The following is a 20272-nucleotide window of genomic DNA, read 5'->3' as shown; positions in this document are numbered from 1 at the left end:
GTCTCCCGGGCCTTGTCGGCCTTGTCCTGTACCCGCCGTCCGCCTGGGCGTAGGTGAACCAGCATGGCGATGCACAGCGTGTCTGACCCTGCACGTCCTCACTGCGCCCAGAACCCCTCCACGTCTACGACCCCGCCGCTGGCCTCGAAGTCCGCCTGGACCGCCTCACGCAGGCCGGCGTCGCACAGCCAGTCCAGGGACACCGCAGCCAGCCCGTAGGCTCCGTCCACCACGGCCGTGTCTGCCGCGGGAGAAGCAGCGGCCTGCGCCATCTCGCGGGTGTGAAGCGCGACGTCAGGACCCTCGGTCACCTTGACAAGCGGGTGGATCCCCGGCACGCGCTGGGAGACGTTGCCAAAGTCCGTCCCGGCGGCGATCGTCTCGCTGAGCACGCCAGCAGGCAGAGGGTCGCGGCCCCGCTCCCGCTGGGAGCGCACCCACGACTCCAGGAGCGGGGCGTTATCGCGCACCGGCATCTCGTTGGTGAACGAGTCTGTACGGATCTCCACACCCGTACCGGTCATGAGCGCCGCCCCGTACAGCACCTCCTCCACCCGGGCAACGACCTCCTTGAGGGTCTCGGGATACTTCGAGCGCACCATGACAGCCAGCTCAGCGCGCTCCGGGATGACGTTGGCGACCTCTCCGCCGTCCACTACCACGGCGTGGAGGCGGTCCATGGGCAGCAGGTGCTGGCGCAGCAGGCCGAACCCGGTGAGGGCCAGGGTGGCAGCGTCCAGCGCGTTACGCCCCATGAACGGCTGGGAGGAGGCGTGGGCGGGTACGCCGCGGAACACCACGCTCAGGCGCCGCACCCCCAGCCAGGTCTGGTGCGTGACGTCAGCGGCGTAGGAGTGGGTCTGGACAGCCGCATCGACGCCGTCCAGCATGCCCCGGGTAGCCAGGATCTCCTTGGCTGTCGAGTTCTCCTCAGCCGGGGTGGTCTGCAGCACGACGCGTCCAGGCAGCGGAGCCGCCTCCCCACCGCCCTCCTGGGCTATCCGGTCTACGGCCGCCAGCGCCAGGAAGGCACCCACCGAGCTGGCGCACATGACGTTGTGACCGCAGCCGTGGCCGATACCGGGAAGGGCGTCGTACTCGCACAGGATCGCGATGGTCGGGGCAGACTCACCCGTCCGCCCCACCTGCGCCCTCAGGGCTGTGTCCATGCCGTAGACGCCGACCTGGGGCTCCAGGTCGTGGCGACGCAGGAGGTCGGCCACAGCAGCAACAGCGTGGTACTCCTGGTAGCCGGTCTCAGGATGTTCGTGGATGTCGTGGGACAGCGCAACCAGCTCCGGGCCGAGCACCTCCACGGTCTGCCTCAGCCGCCGCCTCAGGGCCGACGGGGCACCGACGCCCTCCGCGAGGCAGGCGGCAGACCCCGCTGCGGCCTGGCGCTCGGCTGCCTCCTGGGCCATACGCGTCTGAACAGATCGTGAGGGAACGGTGGGGACAGAGAGGTCACGCATACCCCTATGATGCCGGATACGGAGGTTTTGCGGGGGGCGTAACGGCAACCCTCTCCCGCACGGCGCCTCGTCCCGTAAGGCGCTGCCGGCGGACGCGACGGACGCACGGTCCCACCCGCACAGGGGTCGTCACTCCTCAGGCAGAAGGATGGAGGCGCCCAGGGCGAAGGGGAATCCGGGCTTGAGCAGGCACTGCACAGCGGGCTGGGCCATCTCCAGCACCTTGTCCGCGTCAAGCCCCTCCTCCCCTCCGCCACCTCCCCGGCCTGCCTGCCCAAGGTCGGCCACAAGGTCGGCGTAGGGGACGGTCAAGTCCAGCAGCGTCATCTCCCCCGAGCGAGTCGCCTTCTCCCACGCCCCTCCCTCCATGTCCAGCAAGGTGCCCAGGTGGAAGGTCATCACCGCGTGGTCGTCAGCCTCAGCGGGAACGGACAGCAGGTGGTGCGGCTCGGGGTCCCGGGGAGCACGCAGGGCGAAGACCAGGATCCCGCCGTCACGGGCGGCCCGCAGCATGCAGCGACCAACATGGATGCCAAAGCCCACCAGGTCAAAGTCACCCTCCATGGCCTGCTCGACGCTCAGCGGCTCCCCGAGGGCCACCGGCATGCCCGAGCCAGGGTTGTTGACGGCACGGCGGCCCGAGGGAGAGGCCGCCCTGAGGTGCAGGAGCCGCCCGCCGTGTGTCAGGGTACCGGTCTCCACATGCTCGACCCAGCCCGGCGGGGTCGAGGCCGGGCCGGGCTCCGTCTCCACCAGCCCCAGACCCAGGACACCAGCCAGGTCGGTACCGTCCACGGGGCGGTGCCAGCTGATGGTGGCGTCGTCGTGCCAGACAGGGAGGACCCCGTTAAAGGGAACACCAAAACGAACATGCTCGGCGGACGGGTCCTGCGGGCGGGGCGCAGGGTCGGCACCCGGCCTGGACGCGTCGGCGGGCCGGGCGGGACCGTCGACGGCGCGGGAGGCGTCGACGTGCCTTCCTCGGGAACCCGCTGGGAACTCACTCATGCCCCCAGGCTAGTGCCCCCCGACAGGTTTCTCAGGCCCTACCTTCCTTCCCGCACCGGTTCCCCCTCACGCACACGCAGCCGCTCCGTCTTGCGCGCCCGCTCCCACTCGTGGCAGGGCCGCGCGGACATGGCCAGCAGCGCCAGGACGCTCAAGGACGCCGACACCACCACTCCCCACCCGGCCTGGCGCTCACCCACGGCCGATACCTGAGTCATGGTGTTGATGATGTGGAGGGTCAAGAACACCATGAGTGCGATCCGCCCACGCGGGTGTCCGAACCAGGCCGCCACCCCCAGGCCTGCGATAGCTGCCATAAGAATAACCGTGACCGTGACGGCGACCGTCAGCACGGCCCCTCGTTCGTCGGCCACACCTGCCCCTTCCAGGCCGTCAGCCAGCGTCCCCACGACACCTGAGGTGACCAGCCTGAGCACGTTGACCACTGTCACCAGGACCAGCAGGACCACGGCGACCACCAGCTCAGGGGGTCTTCTCCTGCGCACCTGGGCCTCGGCCTGCCGGGCCTCAGCCAGCTCGCTGCTGCCACGCAGCCCCGGTACCACCTCGTTGAGGTCGAGGACGTAGAGGTCACCGTCGGTGACGACCCGGTCCCCACCACCGTTCTTGTCGTGGTAGGCGGTGAAGAAGTCCGGCCACACCGACAGCTCAGCCGCCTGGTTGGCCCACAGCACGTCGTCGACGACGTAGTTGCGCTCGACGTCGATATTGGCGTCGATCTTGTGGGTCACCTGGAGGGTGAGGGTGGACAGCCCCACGGAGCGGTCGTAGGTGGCCGCCGCCAGCCACTCCACGCGGCGCCCACCGGGCATGACCCATCCGCTGGGGGCGTGCCAGAAGCGGATGTGGTGGCGCTGGGCAGGGTTGCCCTCGACCTCCTTCTGGTAGGCAAAGTCCTGCTTGCGTCCGAAGAGCAGCAGGTCGGATACCGGGGCGGCAGGGTAGGAGCGGCGCAGCAGGGAGGAGACGACAATGTTCCACGAGGTGCGCAGGGATATGGGGTCGGCTCGTACCCACCCAGCCGTTGTCATGGCCTCGTGGATGTCCTCCTCGTGGCCCTGGACGGCAAGGTTGACCGGGTCGCCCAGCAGGCCGTCGGCGGTGCGGGTCCGCCCGATGAAGTACTCGGGGACGTAGAGCCAGGTGAGCACCTGGTGCAGGCGCGGCAGGGCGAGGTAGGCCAGCACCACCCAGAAGAGGACGACGTTGAGGGCCGCCCATGGCTCCAAGTGCCAGCCAGAGCCGAGCAGGAGCCAGGCAAGCCACAGGGCAGCCAAGGCAGCGGCAGCGAAGAAGAGCGCGTCCAGGACGTCATCAAGTCCCCACCTTCGGGCCTCCGTGGCTGAGAGCTTGGCCGAGCCTGCCGGGTAGACCGGTGCCGAGGCGGGACGGGGACGCACGGCAACCGCTGGCGTCGAGTCAGCTGGCACGACAGTCGCCGAGGCGGCCGACCCTACCGGTGCTGGCGCCTCTGCCGCTGCCTGCGCTCCCGCACACGCGGCGGTAGTCGCCGCTGACTCGGCACCATCACCGTGGCGGCCGAGGGGCGAGGGAGTTTCTGTCACACCTGCACGATAGTGGGCGACCTGCCTGGCTGGCACGTGTCACCCGGTCTCTTTCCAGTCCCCGACCTGAAGGGCGGCCGACGGTCACGCAGTGCAGCCCGGTACAGGCCTGGCAGCAGGCCCCGACGGAGGAGTCTCCACCACAGGCCTGCGGCCAGGAGCTGCTACACGGAGCGCTGCGTCGGACTGCCAGCAAGGAGGACCTGCAGGACCCGCGGCGCGGTGAAGCGGCGCGGGTGTGTCCCGGGACTGACAAGCTGGAGGAGCCCGAGGTCAACCAGCTGTCCCACCAGGGTGTTGGCCCGTCCATAGGACAGCCCAAACTCGGCCTGCACCGTGCGGACAGTGAAGGAGGGGTTGGCCACTGCCAGTCCCACCAGGTCGACAGCATGAGCCGAGCTCAGGGAGGAGGCCCGGACCTCCTCCACCAGGTCCTCCTGGACCCTGGCCAGCGCCAGCATCTGCTCACGGGTGGCAGTAGCCGCCGCAGCCAGGCCCTGCGCGAAGAAGGTGAGAAAGGCGTCCCGGTCGCCGCGTGCGCTCACCCCCAGCAGGGCGTCGTAGTACTGGGCACGACGGGCCTCGAACCACGGCGAGACAGTGAGCGTGGGCTCACTGAGGACCCCGACAGACAGCAGGGACGCGACGATGAGGCAGCATCCAAGGCTGCCAGCGCGGCCCTCGCCTGGGCGACAGCCCGGTGGGTGGCGCCTGCCAGGACCGGCTCCGCAGGGCCAAGGGGGGTCGGGACAAAGGCCTTGTGAGCCCAGGCCCCAGGACCGGGTCCGAGCCGGAGATGTCCACCAGCTCCCCCATCAGCTCGTTCTGGAACATCAGTAGGTCCACGATGTCAGTCCAGGGCTACTTGTGTGACATCCGGGCCGACGGCTTTGCACACAACAGCCGCACGTCGTCCGCACGACCGGTCCCGGAGGATACCGCTCCGACGAAAACGGGCACGGCGACGGGCACGGCGACGGGCACGGAAAAGGGGCCAGAGGTGGTCGAGCCACCCAGGCCCCTCGCGCCCAGCCCCCTGTTTGATGACACTCTGTGTTATCCTACATGTGACATAGCATGCTCGGACCTGACCGCCACAACGGCAGCATCAGGAGCCGGAGATCGGGGGCCGGAGTAGGTGTCACAGAGCGCAAGGGGGTGCCACATGATGCGTCGCATCAGGTCAGTGTGGCGCACCCTCACCGGCGCCTTCACCGGCTGGACCAGGATCGCCCTGGCGGCGATGCTGGGGGTTTTCCTGGGCCTGGCCGGCTTCACGGTCCAGTACTCCGGGGTGACAGGCTACCTGGGCGACAACCCGGAGAACTGCGCCAACTGCCACGCCATGGACGAGCAGTACGAGGCGTGGCAGAGGGGCAGCCACCACGACGTGGCCACCTGCCACTCATGCCACACCCCGCACGACAACCTGGCCTACACCTACATCAACGAGGCCGACAACGGTCTCTGGCACTCGCTGCGGTTCACGCTGGACAACTACCCGCAGAACATCCAGATCCGTGAGCACAACCGTAATATTACCGAGGCTGCCTGCCTCCACTGCCATGGCGACTTCGTCGACCAGGCCACCAACAGTTCGGCCCACAAGGGTGAGACGGTGTCGTGCATCCGCTGCCACGACGGCGTCGGGCATGAGAGGTAACGCGAGATGAGCACCGAGAAGGACGACACCACGGGCGCCGGGCATGACACCGGCAGGGACGACAGCGGCAGGGACGACGCCGCGACGAGCGGGGACGAGAACGACACCACGTCCGCCACAGAGTCGACTGCGCAGGCCGCCGCGCAGACCGCTGCCGAGGACTCCGGAAAAGGCACCGGGAAGACCGGGAAGAAGAGCACCCGCCGCTCGCGGTCACGGTGGATACCGGTCGTGGTCCTCGTCAGCGTCGCCGTGTCCACGGCGGCCCTGACCTGGCTGCTGACGACGATCTTCTCCCACAGGCAGGAGTCGGCGGCCTCCTTCACCGAGGTGGTCGAGCTGACCGACACCTCCTACGACCCGGCGGTGTGGGGGGAGAACTTCCCCATCCAGTACGAGCAGTACCGCCAGACCGTCGAGGACACCGACGGTGACTTCATTGAGGTCACCCCCACCGCTGAGGACCCCCGCGAGTACCACACGATCTCCCGGATCGAGTCCGAGCCCCGCGCCCAGAGGATGTGGCGCGGCTACGCCTTTGCCGTGGACTACACCGAGCCCCGCGGGCACGAGTGGGCTCTGCTGGACCAGATGTACACCGAGCGCACCGACGAGCGCTTCAACCAGCCTGGGGCCTGCCTGAACTGCCACGCCTCCACGCCCGAGATCTACGACGAGCTGGGCGACGGCGACCGTGAGGCCGGCTTCGAGGCCATGAACGCGATGGACTACGAGGACGCGGTCGAGCACGCCTCCTCCTCCATCGCCTGCATCGACTGCCACGACCCGCAGACCATGGAGCTGACGATCACCCGTCCCGCCTTTGCCGAGGGGATCCGCGAGGCGAAGGCGGCCGAGGGCATTGAGGACTTTGACGTCAACCGTGACGCCACCAATCAGGAGATGCGCACCTACGTGTGTGCGCAGTGCCACGTCGAGTACTACTTTGCCGGGGACGGCAAGACCCTGACCTTCCCGTGGGACAACGGCCTGACCGTCTACGACGCGATGGACTACTACGACGACATCGGCTGGACCGACTTCACCCACGAGGAGAGCGGCGCCGAGGTGCTCAAGGCCCAGCACCCCGACTTCGAGACCTGGTCGCAGGGCATCCACGCGGCCAACGGCGTCACCTGCGCCGACTGCCACATGGCCTACGGCCGGGAGGGAGCGGCAAAGGTCTCCAACCACCAGATCATGAGCCCGATGGCCAGCGAGGAGACTATCAACGCCTCCTGCCTGACCTGCCACCACTCCAGCGCCGAGGAGATGCGCCAGCGCGTGGACACCATCCAGACCACGTGGCAGAGCTCGCTCAACGTCAGCTTCACCGCCCTGGACGCGCTGATCACTGACATCACCACCGCGGTCGACAACGGCAGCGCCGACGAGGCCGACCTGGAGAAGGCCCGTGACTACCAGCGCAAGGCCCAGTTCGTCGTCGACTACTCGTTCTCCGAGAACGGTCGGGGCTTCCACGCCCCCGCCTACTCAGTCTCCATCCTCAACCAGGCGACCGACTGGGCCCGTTCCGGACAGCTGGTACTGCGCGGCATCGAGGTCGACAACGGGGTCGGGCCGGCGATCCCGGAGCAGCACATGCCCAGTGACGACGACTGACGGAGGGCGCAGGCAGGCATGGTAGACGACGCACAGTCGGGGACCGACGGCGACGGCCCGGGCCAGGGGCCGCAGCCGGACTCAGTCGGCCGCCCGGGCCGCGACGAGCTGCGCTCCTTCCTCTCATCTGCTCCTGAGGGGCTCAGGGGCTGGGCCAGTGAGCAGCTGGCGCGCCTCGACGCCGAGGGGGCCGACGGTGAGCCCGACCCACCTGCCGGCTCCGGGCCTGGCGGTGCAGACGGTGCGCACGGTGCTACCGGGGACGACCTGGACGACGAGCCCGCTGCCGACGTCGAGGACCTGCTGCCCGACGACCCTACCGACGACCTGCTCCCTGAGGACCGAGAAGCCGACCTGGCCGACACTGCCGGAACCCGGCCCCGGAAGGCCGCCTCGGCCCGGCAGTCCTCCCAGGTCGGCTCCTCCCCGGCACGGCCGCGCGCCCGGCCGTCCTCGACACCGCGCCGCCGGGGCGGGGTCTCACGCACCACCCTGGTGCTGGTGGTGCTGTTGTCGGCCGCTCTGGTGGTTCTCATCCAGCAGACCGGGCGCGGCGACACCTCAGCCGAGGCGACGATGACGATGCCGGCTGACCACCCCTCAGTGGCTGGTGCGGATGCCACGGAGATCGCCCAGATGGACGAGGCAGAACCGGTTGACGCCGAGCAGGAGGCCACCCTGCAGGCTGAGGCCGAGGCCGACCCCAGCAACATCACGGCCCGCCAGGAGCTGGGAGTCATGTACCTGCGGGCCGCCCTGTACCAGGACGCGATCACCTGGCTCCAGCAGATCCTTGACACCGACCCTGACAACGTGGACGCGCTGCTGACCATCGGTGTCGCGGAGTACCAGTCGAACCAGTACGAGGAGGCGGAGACCCACTGGCGCCACGCCTCCCAGGTCAGCCCGGACACCGCTGAGCCCTGGTACAACCTCGGTTTCCTCTACATGGCCCAGTCCCCGCCTGACACCGAGCAGGCAGCACAGTGCTGGGACAAGGTCCTGGAGGTCGCCCCCGACTCGGACATGGCGGAGACGGTCCGCAGCCACCAGGGGCACCTGGGCTCAGGCTCCTCCGGGTCCCCCGCCCCCTCCGCCTCGGCGTCAGCCACCAGAGGCTAGCGATGGAGGTCACCATCACACTGCCGCTCGCCCTGCTCGCGGGGCTGGTCTCCTTCGCCTCACCCTGTTTCCTGCCCATCGTCCCCGCCTTCGTGAGCCAGCTCGTGGGGGGCGGTCACCAGGAGGTGAGCAGGCGAGGCGCCCTGGCCAGCGCCGTGTGCTTCGTCGTGGGCTTCTCCGCGGTGTTCATCGCGCTGTGGGCGTCGGTGGGACTGATCGGCCGCTCGCTGGGCCCCTACGCGGTGTACGCGCGGGTGACTGGCGGGGCCGTCCTGGTGCTCATGGGGCTACACGTTGCCAGGCTGCTGACAATCCGACCCTTCGACACCCAGGTCCGTGCCTACGGCCCCTCGGGCGCAGGACCGGCCTCCCCGCTACGCGCCGGGGTCATAGGCGTCGTCTTTGCCGCAGGGTGGACCCCGTGCATCGGCCCAATCCTCAGCGGCATCCTGGCCCTGGCCACCGTGAGCGCGACAGCGTGGTCAGGGATCGGCCTTATGGTCGCCTACTGCCTGGGCCTGGGCGCGCCCGTTGTCGCCGTCGCCCTGGGATCGGCCCAGGTCACCCGCCGGTTCGACTGGTTCCGACGCCACCATGTCGCAGTCTCGCTGGCCAGCGGGGCAGTCCTGGTCGCTGTCGGGCTGCTCATGGTCACCGGCCTCCTGGGGAGGCTGTCCGCCCTGGCTCCCGGTCTCAGTCTGTAGGGAAGGACGGCGCGTAGACGTGAGTACAGTGAGCAACGGCCCCGCCTCCTCGACGGGCAGTAGCGGCGGCCCCGGCAGCCCGGACCCGGTAGACGGCCTGGATGACCAGGCCGCGCTCTCCCTGGGTCCGATCCTGCGACAGGCCTACTCCTTCTTCTACAAGAAGACTGTCGGGCTGGCCCTCATCCTGCTGACCGGGACGTTGTCACTCCTGGGCGTCGTCATCCCCCAGATACCTGCAGGTGCCAGGGTCAGTGAGGAGGCCACCGCCCAGTGGCTGGAGTCGGTCCGACCGACCTTCGGCGGCTGGACCGACGTGCTGCGAGCCCTCGGCTTCTTCACGATGTTCAGCTCGGTCCCGTTCCTCGTGGTCATGGGGCTTCTGGCGCTGTCTATCACCGCCTGCACGGTGCACCGGCTGCCGGTGCTGTGGAGAGCCGCCCGCCACCCACGCACCCGGGTCACCGCGAGGTTCTTCGACCGGGCCCGGCTACGTGCCCGCTTCACGGCACCGGTGAGCGCCGAGCAGGCCTTCGAGGTGATCTGTTCCGACGCCCGTAGGCACCGTCTGCGGGTGGTCGTTGACGAGCGCGGCCCCGGCTACAACGCCTACATGGACCGCAGCCCCTGGGCACCTTTCGGCACGGTGCTGGCCCACCTCGCCTTCCTCGTGATCATGGCTGGGTTCGTCATCTCCTCAGTAACCGGCTTCCGTGACGAGCAGTTCACCCTGACCCTCGGCTACCCCCAGGAGGTCGGCCACGGAACCTCGCTGGTAGCCGAGGCTCGAGGCTTCCAGGACACCTACTACGACGACGGCTCCCCCCAGGACTACGTCGCTGACCTCGTGGTGTCCAGGGACGGCCAGGAGGTGGCCGCCCAGGAGGTGCGGGTCAACCACCCGCTGACCTACGACGGCGTCATGTTCCACCAGTCCTACTTCGGGGTATCCGCCGTCATGGAGGTCACTAACGAGTCCGGGACCCAGGTCTTCCACGGCGGTGTCGCCCTGGACCGCACCACCAGCGACGAGACCCTCGTCTTCGGCAGCACGCCCCTGCCCGACGGGACCACGGCCTACGTCATCGGGTCGGCCTCGGGCCAGACCGGCACCGGTATCGAGCCGGGGCAGATGAGGGTGGAGGTCTACCAGGGCGAGGACAACACCCCGGTGGACGAGGCCGTGCTCGACACCGGGGTGCCCACGCAGGTGGGGGGCCACACCTTCACCTTTGAGCGCGAGCAGCAGTTCACCGGGATGATCGTGCGGCGGGACCCGGGGGCCGGGGTCGTGTGGGTCGGCTTCGCCCTCCTGGCTGTGGGCACCTGCACCACAATGTTCTTCCCGCACCGTCGGCTGTGGGTGCGGGTCACCGACACGGGCCGCTCCCCCAAGGAGGCGCTGGTCCAGATGGCCTCACCGGACCGGCGCGACTCTGGCTTCACCAGGCTGTTCACGGACATGACGCTGCGCGTCAGCCGCACCATGACACCTCACACCGAGACTCAGAGGAACTAAGAGAGGAACACTGAGAGGAGCGACGATGCTTGAGTACTCCCAAGCCCTCCTGCTGATCACGACGGCGCTGGTCGTCATGTCCACCATCGCCTACCTGGGAGCCTTTCTTGCCGCCCGCACGGCAGCAGTGACAGCCGCAGCCGCGACGGGGACCGGTGGCGCCACCGTGGTCATCAACACCGGTGACGGTGACAGGACCATTGAGGTGACCGGGGGCTCCCAGCGCACCCCAACTAGGCGGTTCACCGTGACCTGGTGGGCGGCCAGGTCCACCCAGCTAGGCCTGGTGCTGCTGACCGGCTCCCTGGTCGCCCGCACGATCGCCACCGGTCACGCCCCCTTCTCCAACCACTACGAGTTCGCCATCTCCTTCGCGTGGGGGATGATGCTGGCTCAGGTGTACTTCGAGCTGCGCTACCGGGTGCGGACCGTGTCGATCATTGTGCTACCGGTGATCCTGGCGATGCTCGTCTACGCCTCGACACTTTCCTACCAGCCCAGCCCGCTCATGCCGGCCCTGCAGAACTCCCCGCTGCTGACCCTGCACGTGTTCACCGCCTCCCTGGGCTACGGCGCCTCTGTCGTCTCCTTCGCGGCCGCGGTGATGTACCTGCTGGCACCGCACGTGCGCTGGCGGGGCTGGCCCCGGCGGGAGGTCCTTGACGACCTGGGCTACCGGGCCACGGTGGTGACCTTCCCGATGCTCACCCTCATGCTCATCCTGGGGGCGCTGTGGGGCAACGTGGCCTGGGGCCGCTACTGGGGCTGGGACCCCAAGGAGACCGCCGCCCTGGTCACCTGGCTGATCTACGGCGCCTACCTGCACGCCCGGGTCACTCGCAGCTGGCGGGGCACCCGGTCAGCGTGGCTGCTGGTCCTCGGCTTTGCCGCCGTCATTTTCACCTACATGGGCAACCTGTTCTTCGGAGGCCTGCACTCCTATGCCTAAGCGCAGTACCGCACCCGACCCAGACGAGCCGGGTGACCGGGAGGACATCAAGGACACCCAGGACACCAAGGACACCAAGGACACTGAGCCCGAGCAGCAGAAGGCGGGTCCCGACGCACCTGACCCCGAGCAGGACGGCCCCGACAGCGCTGGCTCCGGCCGCACTGACCCAGACGAGGAGCTGGACGAGGAGGAGCCGGACCCCGACCAGGAGGACGAGGAGGGCCTCGACGGGGACAGCAGGCACAGCGGCAGACGCAGCGGCACAGCAGGTGCGGCCGCTGGAGGGGAGCCTGCCTGGCGCGCCGCCCTGCGTGGCTCCAGGTTCGGGCAGGTCGCTGTCCTCGCGGTGGCGGCCTTTGCCATCGCCATCGCCGCCTGGTGGGCTGTCGGCCCCCAGGATGCCGGACAGGCGGCGCAGGCTGAGGGGGCCGCCGTCACCCAGGTGGACGTCGACGGCGTCCAGCAGGCGCCCATGGTCGGGGACACGGCTCCCGCCTTTAGCGGCACCGACACAAGCTCCCAGGAGGTGGTGCTGGACCCGGAAGCCATGGACGGGCGCCCGGTGTGGCTCATGTTCGTTGCCACGTGGTGCACCGGCTGCCGCACCGAGATGCCCGACGTCCAGGAAGCTGCCGCCGCCCACGGGGAGGAGGTACGGGTCATCGTGGTCTACGTCGGGGAGGACGCCTCCACCGTGAGCGCCTACTCCCAGCGTGTGGGCAACGACCTCACCGAGGTCCCCGACCGGTCCCAGGCGGTCTCCGCCGCCTACGGGGTCATGGGCGTGCCCTCGCACTTCTTCATCGACTCCGAGGGCACCGTCCGCCAGACGAGCGTCGGCCTGCTCACCCCCGACCAGATGGCCCAGGCGCTGGACGGGATCACACGGGCCTGACCTAGGGGTGAGCCAAGGGACCCGGGTGTGCCCGCCCCTAGTCGAGCCTCAGCACCTCCCAAGGCTAGACCGGCAGTTCCGAACCCACATGGGAACACAAACCTATTGACAAGCCCGTATCCGTAACATAACATAGCACGTGTCGGCCGCAACTGAACAGTAGCGGCAGGCGCAATCCCAGCACCTCAAGGTCGAGCAAGGAGCAGCCATGTCCGAGACCGCGACCGCCCAGGGCTTCAGCATCGCGACGTACGGGGAGGAGGAGACGCTCTTCGAACCCACTGCGGCACGGTGCAGCTCATCGTCAAGCACCTGCTGCATCGCCTGCGTCAGGCTCTAGGGCCAGGTCGGCGGCACTGCCCGCCCGCCGTCTGTGCGGCAAGGACGCGTCACCCGCCGCACACATCGCTGTCCACGCGGGCAGTGCCGCCGGGCCTCCCGAACAGAAACGGCACTCAGACGACCAGGGACTATAGTTATGCAGCTCACCTATCTAGGAAAGAGGAAGACTCTGGGCGAGCGCCTCAGCAAGCAAACCCACGACGATCCGATCGCAGTTATCGACCTGATCTGCCTGAGCCGACAAGAGGCCCGCGACCTCGCCTCCACAGCATTAGCAGAGACACCCCCGCCACATAGTTTGGTGCTGTTGTCAGCAAAAAGCGGAGGCAGGGAGAGTGCCGATCTCATCAAGTACTACACTGAGTTGGAACATATTGTCAGGACCCACGTGAAGCCTACAGGGGTGCAGGTAAGGACTCTGCTCGCTCCCGCTGTGATAGAAGAACTCTCCCCGTACCTCACCGCGTCGGGAAAGATCTTCGGAAGTTACCCAGAGTCGGCGATGCCATGGGTGACCACAGCAGACCTGGCATCGGCGGTCACGACAATACAGGAAACTCCCGACGCCGCATCTTCAGCCGTGCCCGCAACGCTCACGGCGTCCGTGGAGCAGGCACTCAGCCATCTCGCCGGGAGAAAAGTCAAGCGCATTAGTTACCACCACCTTCCTCCCAACATTCTTGCAGACGCGTTCCGTCAACGTGGATTATCAAAGAATGACTCACAGGTTGCCGACCAGCTCCCCTACTACCAGTACCACGTCGGCCACTTACCACAAACCAACGCAAAGGAAAGGCTCTGATGGGTTCAGAAGTCAGACGCGGCGCACTCATCGGTGTCACCTGTGCAGCCATCGGCAGCGCCGGGTACTACCTTACCACGCCGGATATCGTCGGGGCGCTGTTCGTTGGGGTCATCGGACTAGCCATAAGCGTCGTCATCTTTGTCATCATGAGCATCGTCGGGCGAGGGCGGCACGATGACGAGCCATAGAGGACCGGCCACACCAGAGGAGCAGTCAGGAAAACCAGAGGGAGCGCCCGCGCAGGGCGCGCCGACGACCTACAGTTGGAACCCTCTTCTTGTCATCGAGACCGGCGACCATGAGATGCGCGTCCGCAGGGGCGACTCGGTGACCGTGCTAAAAGAGCCTTCCGGGTCTGTGGCACTATCGCGAATGGTGGAACTTGGTTGGCTTGACGCTCCAGCGTTTACGGCGAATAGCCGCGACATGAGCGACGAGATGGAGTACATCCTGGAGGGGCTGATCCAGAACGACATCCTCCGCCCGCACACAGGCCTTGATACGATACCGCCCGTCGTCGCAGAGTACTGCGCCAGAAGCGGTTACCAGGTCGAGGAGGCAGAGGCAACCAGAAGGCTTCACAGCACCAGACTTATAGTTTCTGGGGACAACACCTCTCTCGCAGACCTCCTAATTGCGGAGCTACGAAGTCTCGGCATCACCGTAGATACCCTAGACACCTTTGACGCCAAGGAGGGGCAGGACTTCACCCAGATGCCGGCCACAGCCGCGGAGAAGGGTCAGGAAAGCGTGGCGGTATCAGTACATCATGACATACTTTCCGAGGCGTCGCTGAGGCAGAACAGGCTCCTTGTGGAACAGCAGTTCCCCGGACGGATCCTGTTCGTCGGCGGTTTTGACGGGAAACGGTCGGTCATTGGGCCATGGGTCGTCCCCGGAAGCAGCGCCTGCCTTCGCTGCTGGGCATACCGGTATCACGCCAACCTTATTAGTGTACCTGAGTCCGTCCGCCCAGGTGCACCCAAAAGCCCCTGGCACCTGCATCACCGACCGCGTGCACCGCTTCCAGCAGCAAACCGGCTTATCACCGCCCTTACCTCGGACCTCATAGCTGAGTATGTGACGCTCGGCCCTCACGCTCCCTCGTCACAACCCGGCACGTACAGGGTCATCGAGTCCTCTCGAAACGGCACAGTCCTCGACCGTCACCACGTCCTCCGCGTACCACGCTGCGATGTGTGCAGCCAGTCAAGGACAACCGGGTACCCGCAGGTGTGGCACCATGGCTGACCCTGGGCAGGAGTGGACAGCACTCGACGCAGTAGAGTCTGTGTACGACCGCTTTGTCTCCCCCTTAACGGGAGTTGTCAACTCTCTCTATAACCAGCTCCATGAGACCGATGATATACCCGGGTATGCGGTAGGAGCCCGCGCATGTGACGGAGCACCGGTGATTGGTGCCCCCGTCAATGAACTGAACGGAGGCGGCGCATTAAGTTATCGTGCCGCCAAGGTCGCCGCCATTGGTGAGACGATTGAGCGGTACTCCGCAGCCTACATGCCAGACGACCTATTCTTTCGCAGCGATGCACCAGGTACTGCCGACAGTGCGTTCCGGTACGACTGGAACCTATTTCATTCTCGTCAGTACGAGGAGGAAGACTTTCCGTTCGCCCCTCTGACGCCGGACACACCTACACTATGGACCTGGGCACGTGATATCGGCACGCAGCAACAGTTAGCGGTTCCTGCCGACCTTGTTTATCTCAGACCCCTCAAGTCCACCGGTGCCACCGTAGCATATGCCACCAGCAACGGGGTTGCGTGCAGCCTGACCATGCCAGAAGCCCTTGTGTCGGCTATCCTGGAAGCCTTTGAGCGTCACGCATTCATGCTCACGTGGCACGCCACCCTGACTCCCCCACTGATCGACGGCCCCACGCTGTTCAGGACGAGCCCCTTCTGGCACGATCATGTCGAGCCCACCAACCTGGACGTACGTCTGTTCGCCCTGTCCGAGCTCGTTGGCGTTCCCACCGTCCTTGCAGTGGTACTCAACACGGCTACCGCCTCTGCCCCTATCTCCTTCGGGGCCGCGTCAGCGCCGACGATATCCCGCGCCGCCGAGAAAGCCACGGTTGAGGCATTCCAGACTCGCGTATGGATCAAGGCTGAGCAGCGTTCTAGAAACACCATCAGGTTTGACAGCGACTGGCGCAAGACGATCCACAGTTTTGATGACCATGTGCGCCTGTACGCTGGACCGAACCAGGACCCCCTGTGGAAGGCAATTAGTTTTCTTACCGACGCCACCGAGGAGGAGCCTCACCCAGAACGCTTCGACCTGCCCTCCGGCCTTGGTCCCAGCGACTCAGTGAAGGAGTTGGTTGCAATTGCAAGACGGAGAGACGTCGAACTGTTCAACGTTGACGTCACTTCCCCGGACGTTCGCGACGAAGGGGTCGTGGTGGTGAAGGTCCTCTCTCCTCAGCTGATGCAACTCGACGCATCCTACGTTGGCCGATTTCTCGGTAATCCTGCTCTGTACTCCCCTCTGCCGTGGGGGCATGGCTCCGGGGGAGACTTCGACACGTTGAATCCCATTCCGCACCCATTTCCCTGACATAGGCGCCAGGCGGGCAGGAGGAGATGACTATGGACGGACCAAGCATCCACAGCGCAAATCTGACAACTATTGTGTACGGGGCCGGCGTCCCAGATGCTCTTGACTGCTCCGAGACCTGGTTCGAGGCGTCGAAGGTACGCCGCGAGTCGATGGGGTGGGACTGCCCGGGCATCCAGGTGCTGCAGAACTCTCCCGCACTGCAAGAAATCTCTTCCCGTGGTGCTAGAAGCTACGACCACCTTCCAAGGGTAAACCTCGGCGCGCCAGAGTATCCTGTTGCGGCCCTGGGGCAGGTCCTACTCGACCGAAGATCATCAGACGTATTCCTCGGCTCCATGACCTTGAAGCAGCTTTCGGGCCTGCTGCGGTACGGAGCAGGGATGACTGACGTAAAGGGCAGAAGCAGCCACCTACGCACTACGCCGTCGGCAGGTGCGCTACACCCTCTGGACCTGTTCTTCTACGGGCGGCACGTTGATGACCTCCAGGAAGGCGTGTACTATTACTTGCCACAAGAAAACCAGGCGGTCAAGATCGCTACCTCACTGGGGGATGCAATATCCTCCTCATTTTTCGACGCGGCCGGATCCTCGGACAGCGCGGTCATCATTCTCATCGCGTGCTCCTTCTGGCGCACGCGGTTCAAGTACGGACACAGAGGGCTCCGATTCTGCCTCATAGAGGCTGGGCACATGGCTCAGAACTTCCTTCTGCTGTCCACCGCCTACGGACTTCCTTCTCGCGCTCTTGGAGGATTTGTCGACGACGAGGTCAACGAACGCATACCTTCTCTCAACGGAGTCGACACGGCACTGCTCTACGCACTCGCCATCGGCTAGTGCCCTATATTGTCAAGCAGGTAGAACAGGAGGAGCGGTGACCCACGGATACGATACCGTTGTCGAGACGCAGGGACTGTCGAAGAAGTTTGGTGACGTCACAGCGGTGTCTGACGTCAGCTTTGAGGTGACACGCGGCAGTGTCGTCGGAGTCCTCGGCAGGAACGGTGCCGGCAAGTCCACGCTGGTTTCCATGCTGGTCGGACTGACGCCTCCCTCCTCAGGCAGCGTTCAGGTACTGGGCGGCGATCCTCGCGCAGCACGCTCACGCAGCAGGCTGGGCGTTGTTCCGCAGGACGTTGCCTTGCCGGGCAACCTCACGGCATACGAGCTCGGCTCCTTTGTCGCCGCCCATTTCCCGTCAACCACCCAGCATTATCGACAGGTGCTTCACTCCTGGGGCATTGAGGACTTCTGCTCCACAAGAATCGGGAGGCTGTCCGGTGGACAGAAGCGACGCGTTGCTGTCAGCCTGGCGTTCGTCGGGAACCCCCTCCTTGTTGTTCTCGACGAGCCGACCACGGGCCTGGACCCCGAGTCCCGGCGCGCTATGTGGAACAGGATGCGTGAGGAGGTTAGCAAGGGAATGACTGTGATCATCACCTCTCACTACCTGGAGGAGATCGAGTACCTCAGCGACCACATCCTCCTCATGGAGGCGGGCATGCTGATCGAGAACCGCTCGATCTCAAGCTTCCTGGAACTCAAGAGACAGGCGCGGGTCTCCTTCAACTCATCCGTCTCTGTGGACCAGGTCCACAGGGCGATCGGCCAGCAGGCAGAGATTGTTGCAGGCCGTCACTCCTTTGAGGTCAGGAGCCAAGACACCGACGCAGTCGTACGTGCACTTGTGCATGCCGGTCTTGATTTCCAGGACCTGCGTGTTACCGGGTGGAGCCTTGAAGACGTTCTTATGGAACGAATGGAGGAGCAGGATGCGTAGCCGCAGCGGCGCCGGTAGCCAGAGGGCGTCTTCCGGCGTCCTGGCAGCCCATCTGCGAATGGTCCTGATCGACACGTTCCGTGAGCCCACGGCACTGATCGGGAACGTCCTTATCCCAGTCGTGTGCTTTCTCTTCTTTGTGCTACCTAACAGAAGCGTCGTCCAATCGGCAGACGCCGCGACCGAGGCAACGCTCCAACTCACAAGCATGCTGGGGTTCTCCACCTGCCTGTTCGGCTACTCCGTGTCTGTGGCTCAGGACCGGGACACCGGATTCGGCCTCTACCTCAGAACCCTCCCCATAGGGCCGGTCCCCCGGTTCCTTTCAGTTGCTGCTGGGGCGCTAGCCGTCACGGTTGTCGGGGTTGTGCTTCTGTGGCTGCTTTCATTGGCCACAACCGCAGCCCGTCCATCACCATCCCTTGCTGCCGGGTTGGCAGCCCTCATCGTCACGATGGTTACCTGGGGCCTGTTCGGGGCCACACTCGGACAGGTCGTCAATGTCAAGACAGTCATCACCGTCGCACAACTGGTCTTCTTATCCCTGGCCTTCGCTGGGGGCATGCTGGTGTCGCCCGACTATATGCCAGAGGCACTGGACTCAGTCAGCACGTATCTCCCCTCACGTGCCTCGCGAGACCTGGTGTGCAGCCTGGGCAGCGGGCAGGGAGCCAGCACGACAACGGTGGTCATGAGCATTGTCTGGGCACTCGTCTTTGGAGTGAGCAGCGTCCTGGCCACTCGGTTCTCTCAGCGTCGTTAGCGTGTATGGAGGCACAATGGCTGGTGATGGCTATGTTGTCCAGGATGCTGTAGGCCGACCCCTGGAGCCGCACTTGGAGCACGACTTCTACACGGCGCTGCGATACGCGCGCCATACCCAGCACGAAGTTGGGCTCAGGTACTGGAAACACAGTGCCAGGGTTCTGGACGTAGGCTGTCAGCTGGGCGCTCTAGGCCAGGTTCTCGCGGACACTCCTCACGACTACACCGGCCTGGACATGGACAGTAGCGTCCTGGCGTCCGCCCAGGCCAGCCTACCGGCTGCACACTTCCTTCAAGGAGATGTGGAGAGTCCTTCCGTCACGAGGAACGGAACCTACGACGTCGTTGTCTGCAGCCTCGTCATCGGTCTGCTAAAGAACTGGCGACAGGCGTACCTGAACATGATTCGACTGACAAAGCAGAACGGTCACCTGTTCCTTGTCGACCTGCTGCGAAACCCGTGGCACCGGCCTCCAGGCGATCACTCAGTACTGCCGTACATACAGGAGCAGGTTGCGAGGTCACTAACCTGGCAGGAGGTCGAGGAGCTGGCCCACGCTGCGAGGTCTTGGGCTGGCAACCGCAACGTGCGGCTGCGACGTCTTCTCGACGACGGGACTCGGCTTGCCCCCGATGCGTCACACTGCGCACAGCCGGACCGGGACGGACTAAGCGTGTTCGAGCTCTGGCTCCATCCAGGGAACCAACTCCCCACGGAGCGCGACGGTGCGTAGCAGACCGGGAGCCTGTAACTCTTCCCTGAACAGCGCCATAACGCTGACAACACGTCTGCTGCACCTGGTTTCCACCGCCGCCGTTCCGCAGCTGATGATGCGGCTTGGTGCTCAGCACCAGGCGCTGTACTACGACATCCCGACAGTCCTGCTGGCCGCCATCTCTACCGGCACTGGCTGCGGAAGAACGCCCCGGCTGAGGGAGTGCAATGCACAACTGGGACATATTCCGGCCGGAGTCGCGTTAGGAGTTACATTCCACGCGGTCAGCAGCACGCTCATCACAAGGAGGGCTCCACGCTACCGAAAGTGTGTGCCTGATCCCTGGCTCGTACCGACCGCCGTCGCGGAAGAGGTCATCTGGAGGGCTAGCGTGAAGCACACAGAGAACGCGGCGCTGTCATTGACTAACAGTGTCCTGTTTGGCACTACCCACCTTCACCTGGGAGGCTGGAAAGCCGCAGCACACATGGCGCTGTTCGGCATAGCGGCAGAACTGTGTGCACGAGCAGCAGGACTACCGACCGCCATGGCCTTCCACGTCGCATATAATATCTCCCAGTTGTCCGCGCAACATGTCGCCAGTACCCAGTCACGACGGGGACAGCCTCTGTTGGGCACACACGCGCCAGCGCGTCAGGGCCGAGGATGACGCTGCACACGATTGCCTGCAGCTGTGCAACAACCCGATGACTGGAGCAGCACTGGATTAC

21 protein-coding genes are annotated in these 20272 nt (G+C 65.7%); 17 read left to right on the top strand and 4 right to left on the bottom strand.

Annotation, left to right across the window (positions count from 1 at the left end):
* Positions 1-98: 98 nt before the first annotated feature.
* The 4 genes from D4740_RS03140 to D4740_RS03125 all read right to left on the bottom strand — a co-directional run bounded on the left by D4740_RS03140 (position 99) and on the right by D4740_RS03125 (position 4611).
* Entirely contained in the window at positions 99-1472 is a 1374-nt protein-coding gene (locus D4740_RS03140; protein ID WP_119835473.1) for an amidohydrolase, read from the bottom strand.
* A gap of 129 nt (positions 1473-1601) precedes the next feature.
* The gene (locus tag D4740_RS03135; protein WP_119835472.1) at positions 1602-2480 is read right to left on the bottom strand and encodes a hypothetical protein; all 879 of its coding nucleotides are present in this window, start codon (positions 2478-2480) and stop codon (positions 1602-1604) included.
* 38 nt (positions 2481-2518) lie between these two features.
* Positions 2519-3901 carry an LssY C-terminal domain-containing protein gene (locus D4740_RS03130; RefSeq protein ID WP_243107096.1) on the bottom strand — a complete coding sequence of 461 codons (1383 nt, stop codon included), beginning with the start codon at positions 3899-3901 and terminating at the stop codon, positions 2519-2521.
* Positions 3902-4230: 329 nt separating this feature from the next.
* Positions 4231-4611: a hypothetical protein gene (locus D4740_RS03125; RefSeq protein WP_119835470.1), complete on the bottom strand. Its 381-nt coding sequence runs from the start codon at positions 4609-4611 to the stop codon at positions 4231-4233.
* A 620-nt stretch (positions 4612-5231) separates the two neighbouring features.
* Between D4740_RS03125 and nrfH the strand changes: the two genes are divergently transcribed.
* The 17 genes from nrfH to D4740_RS13500 all read left to right on the top strand — a co-directional run bounded on the left by nrfH (position 5232) and on the right by D4740_RS13500 (position 20211).
* Positions 5232-5729, top strand: coding sequence for a cytochrome c nitrite reductase small subunit (nrfH, locus tag D4740_RS03120; RefSeq protein ID WP_119835469.1), 498 nt, complete (start codon positions 5232-5234; stop codon positions 5727-5729).
* Between the two features lie 6 nt (positions 5730-5735).
* Complete coding sequence (locus D4740_RS03115; protein WP_119835468.1) at positions 5736-7352, top strand: ammonia-forming cytochrome c nitrite reductase subunit c552; 1617 nt, start codon at positions 5736-5738, stop codon at positions 7350-7352.
* Positions 7353-7370: 18 nt separating this feature from the next.
* A complete protein-coding gene (locus D4740_RS03110; protein ID WP_119835467.1) occupies positions 7371-8474 on the top strand; it encodes a tetratricopeptide repeat protein in 1104 nt (367 codons plus the stop codon).
* A 2-nt stretch (positions 8475-8476) separates the two neighbouring features.
* Entirely contained in the window at positions 8477-9178 is a 702-nt protein-coding gene (locus tag D4740_RS03105) for a cytochrome c biogenesis CcdA family protein (RefSeq protein ID WP_119835466.1), read from the top strand.
* 19 nt (positions 9179-9197) lie between these two features.
* Entirely contained in the window at positions 9198-10697 is a 1500-nt protein-coding gene (locus D4740_RS03100; RefSeq protein ID WP_259390629.1) for a cytochrome c biogenesis protein ResB, read from the top strand.
* Between the two features lie 25 nt (positions 10698-10722).
* The gene (ccsB, locus tag D4740_RS03095; protein ID WP_119835464.1) at positions 10723-11646 is read left to right on the top strand and encodes a c-type cytochrome biogenesis protein CcsB; all 924 of its coding nucleotides are present in this window, start codon (positions 10723-10725) and stop codon (positions 11644-11646) included.
* Positions 11639-12544, top strand: a complete 906-nt coding sequence (locus D4740_RS03090) for a TlpA disulfide reductase family protein (protein ID WP_119835463.1) — start codon at positions 11639-11641, stop codon at positions 12542-12544. The genes ccsB and D4740_RS03090 overlap by 8 nt, the downstream gene beginning before the upstream one ends.
* 208 nt (positions 12545-12752) lie before the next feature.
* Positions 12753-12884, top strand: coding sequence for a hypothetical protein (locus tag D4740_RS13155; protein ID WP_259390628.1), 132 nt, complete (start codon positions 12753-12755; stop codon positions 12882-12884).
* 138 nt (positions 12885-13022) lie between these two features.
* The gene (locus D4740_RS12675) at positions 13023-13688 is read left to right on the top strand and encodes a hypothetical protein (protein WP_147392833.1); all 666 of its coding nucleotides are present in this window, start codon (positions 13023-13025) and stop codon (positions 13686-13688) included.
* The gene (locus D4740_RS03085; RefSeq protein ID WP_119835462.1) at positions 13688-13879 is read left to right on the top strand and encodes a hypothetical protein; all 192 of its coding nucleotides are present in this window, start codon (positions 13688-13690) and stop codon (positions 13877-13879) included. Before D4740_RS12675 ends, D4740_RS03085 begins: the two co-directional genes overlap by 1 nt.
* Before the next feature lie 238 nt (positions 13880-14117).
* Entirely contained in the window at positions 14118-14942 is an 825-nt protein-coding gene (locus D4740_RS03080) for a TOMM precursor leader peptide-binding protein (RefSeq protein ID WP_162933974.1), read from the top strand.
* A 160-nt stretch (positions 14943-15102) separates the two neighbouring features.
* The gene (locus tag D4740_RS03075) at positions 15103-16275 is read left to right on the top strand and encodes a YcaO-like family protein (RefSeq protein ID WP_182911326.1); all 1173 of its coding nucleotides are present in this window, start codon (positions 15103-15105) and stop codon (positions 16273-16275) included.
* A 32-nt stretch (positions 16276-16307) separates the two neighbouring features.
* Complete coding sequence (locus D4740_RS03070; protein WP_162933975.1) at positions 16308-17117, top strand: SagB/ThcOx family dehydrogenase; 810 nt, start codon at positions 16308-16310, stop codon at positions 17115-17117.
* Between the two features lie 37 nt (positions 17118-17154).
* The gene (locus tag D4740_RS03065) at positions 17155-18060 is read left to right on the top strand and encodes an ABC transporter ATP-binding protein (protein ID WP_162933976.1); all 906 of its coding nucleotides are present in this window, start codon (positions 17155-17157) and stop codon (positions 18058-18060) included.
* Complete coding sequence (locus D4740_RS03060; RefSeq protein WP_147392832.1) at positions 17972-18823, top strand: ABC transporter permease; 852 nt, start codon at positions 17972-17974, stop codon at positions 18821-18823. The genes D4740_RS03065 and D4740_RS03060 overlap by 89 nt, the downstream gene beginning before the upstream one ends.
* A 16-nt stretch (positions 18824-18839) precedes the next feature.
* Positions 18840-19559, top strand: a complete 720-nt coding sequence (locus D4740_RS03055) for a bifunctional 2-polyprenyl-6-hydroxyphenol methylase/3-demethylubiquinol 3-O-methyltransferase UbiG (protein WP_119835456.1) — start codon at positions 18840-18842, stop codon at positions 19557-19559.
* 94 nt (positions 19560-19653) lie between these two features.
* Positions 19654-20211, top strand: a complete 558-nt coding sequence (locus tag D4740_RS13500) for a type II CAAX prenyl endopeptidase Rce1 family protein (RefSeq protein ID WP_119835455.1) — start codon at positions 19654-19656, stop codon at positions 20209-20211.
* Positions 20212-20272 lie beyond the last annotated feature (61 nt).

It is taken from the genome of Actinomyces sp. 2119 (genome assembly GCF_003591215.1).
In the GTDB taxonomy this organism is placed as follows: domain Bacteria; phylum Actinomycetota; class Actinomycetes; order Actinomycetales; family Actinomycetaceae; genus Actinomyces; species Actinomyces lilanjuaniae.
Note: the sequence above shows the minus strand (reverse complement) of the source record. Positions and strands in the feature narration are given on the sequence as shown.